Source organism: Mycobacterium sp. (assembly GCF_049280035.1).
Taxonomy (GTDB): domain Bacteria; phylum Actinomycetota; class Actinomycetes; order Mycobacteriales; family Mycobacteriaceae; genus Mycobacterium.
Genome location: NZ_JBAPPI010000400.1, coordinates 1 through 2,133, shown reverse-complemented (window position 1 = coordinate 2,133; position 2,133 = coordinate 1). Strand labels below are relative to the sequence as shown.

Below are 2,133 nucleotides of genomic sequence, written 5' to 3'. Positions count from 1 at the left end.
GACATGGGACTGATGCTCGGCGAGTATTGGGATCTCACCGCATTGGCGGCCGACTGTGCGGCCGATGGCGTGTACGAGTTCCAGCTCGTCGCCCCACCGTTGAGCGTCGTTGGTGCGGTGGGCTCTCCAGTGAACCCCATCGCGATCAAGTAAGGAGGTGCGCGGTTGATGCTGACGGAAGAGCCGGAAAGCGACGGGCCGCTGGTGGTCGGCCTCGGCGGCACCCTCAGGGCGAACTCGTCGACCGAACGAGCCCTGCGCCACTGCCTGGCCGCCGTTGAACGCCAGGGCGGACGCACCAGACTTTATTGCGGCCAGGACATCGAATTGCCGATGTACAACCCGCACGAACCGGCCCGCACGCGAGCCGCAATTCAGCTGATCGAGGCGCTGCGGGAGGCGGACGCCGTCATCGTCGGATCGCCCGGATACCGCGGCGGCATATCCGGATTGGTGAAGAACGCGCTCGACTACATCGAGGACATGCGCGACGATTCCCGCGTCTATCTCGACAACAAACCGTGGGGCTGCATCAGCTGTGCTTACGGGTGGCCGGCGGCGGTCGGCACGCTGGACCAGCTCCGCGCCGTCGGTCATGCGCTGCGGGCCTGGCCCACTCCGCTCGGCGTCGCCATCAACTCCGCAGACCAAATCTGGGACGAGGCAGGAGAACTGGTCGACGTGACCGTCACGAATCAATTGATTCTGCTGGCGTCGCAGTTGTTGACGTTCGCGCGATCCGGCCCGGGCCAGGTCACCAGGTAGCGGACAAGACATGCGATTTGTACTGGTGCACGGGGGTTTCACGCCGCATGGTGCTGGAGTCGCACGATCCCCGAACTCGAGCAGCTCGGCCACACCGCGGTCGCGGTCGACCTTCCCGGTCATGGCGACCGATTGAACGAGGAGTCGACCCTCGACAACCGTAGAGAGGCCATCTTGTCGGTACTGCAGCCCGGTGATGTGCTCGTCGGGCATTCCGGCGGCGGGTTCGATGCGACGCTCGCGGCTGACGCCGCAACAGATCTAGTCAGCCACATTGTCTACCTGGCCGCCGCCCTGCCGCGCGAAGGCCGCAGCTACCCCGAGGCCATGACAATGCGCAACTCCGAGGACGGTGAGTTCGACGGCGACGCCGGAAAGATGCTGGGCTATCTGAATTTCAGCGAGGACGGCGCGATGACCTTCGCCGACCTCCAAGGGGCGTGGGAGTACTTCTGGCATGACTGCGACGAGCCGACCGCCCGCTGGGCGTTCGAGCGACTCGGCGCGGAGCGGTTCGGCGAAACCACGGTCGCACCGGTGTCTATCCCGCGGTTCTGGCGGGCTGATCTGACCCGCAGCTTCATCCGCTGCTTGCAGGACCGCTCGATGCCCCGTTGGCTGGCAGACGTGGTGGCCCAGCGACTCGGCGTCGAGCCGTTGACCATCGACACGTCGCATTGTCCGTTCCTGAGTCGGCCGCAGCAGCTGGCCGAACTGCTGGTCCATGCGACGACCACCAAACCCGTCGGCCTGCTTGACCCGAACTGAGGTACCGGCCATGGAGTTTCGACGCAAAACTGTCGTGGTCGACGGGCTGCTCACCAGCTACCTGGAAGCCGGCACCGGCGACCCGGTGATCCTGCTGCACGGTGGGGAGTTCGGTGCCAGCGCCGAAATCGGCTGGGAGCACGCCATACCCGCACTCGCTGCCCGCTACCGGGTGCTGGCGCCTGACATGCTGGGCTTCGGACAATCGGCCAAGGTCATCGATTTCAACGACGGGCGCGGCATGCGGATCCGCCACATCGCCCGGCTCTGCGACGGACTCGGCATCGCCAACGCACATTTCGTCGGCAACTCGATGGGCGCCATCAACTTGCTCACCGACGCCACCTCGGATTCGCTGGTGCTACCGATGCGCAGCATGGTCGCCATCTGCGGCGGCGGTGAAATCCAGCGCAACCAGCACATGGAGGCGCTCTACGACTACGACGCGACGGTGCCGGCCATGCGCCGCATCGTCGAGGCGCTGTTTCACGATCCGTCCTATCTGGCCGACGACGACTACGTCCGGCGTCGTTTCGAATCCAGCATCGCCCCCGGTGCGTGGGAGGCGCTGGCCGCGGCCCGTCTCCGCCGGCCCGGTGC

2 protein-coding genes and 2 pseudogenes are annotated in these 2,133 nt (G+C 65.9%); all 4 read left to right on the top strand.

Annotated elements, in window-relative coordinates; translation table 11 throughout:
- Positions 1–153: pseudogene (locus tag WAN71_RS13450) on the top strand (cyclase family protein); the annotation flags it as partial.
- 15 nt (positions 154–168) lie between these two features.
- The gene (locus tag WAN71_RS13445; RefSeq protein WP_422225806.1) at positions 169–765 is read left to right on the top strand and encodes an NADPH-dependent FMN reductase; all 597 of its coding nucleotides are present in this window, start codon (positions 169–171) and stop codon (positions 763–765) included.
- A gap of 10 nt (positions 766–775) precedes the next feature.
- Positions 776–1,533, top strand: a pseudogene (locus WAN71_RS13440) (alpha/beta hydrolase).
- A gap of 10 nt (positions 1,534–1,543) precedes the next feature.
- Positions 1,544–2,133, top strand: a 590-nt coding sequence (locus tag WAN71_RS13435; RefSeq protein ID WP_422225805.1) for an alpha/beta fold hydrolase, incomplete at its 3' end; no start/stop codon positions are given.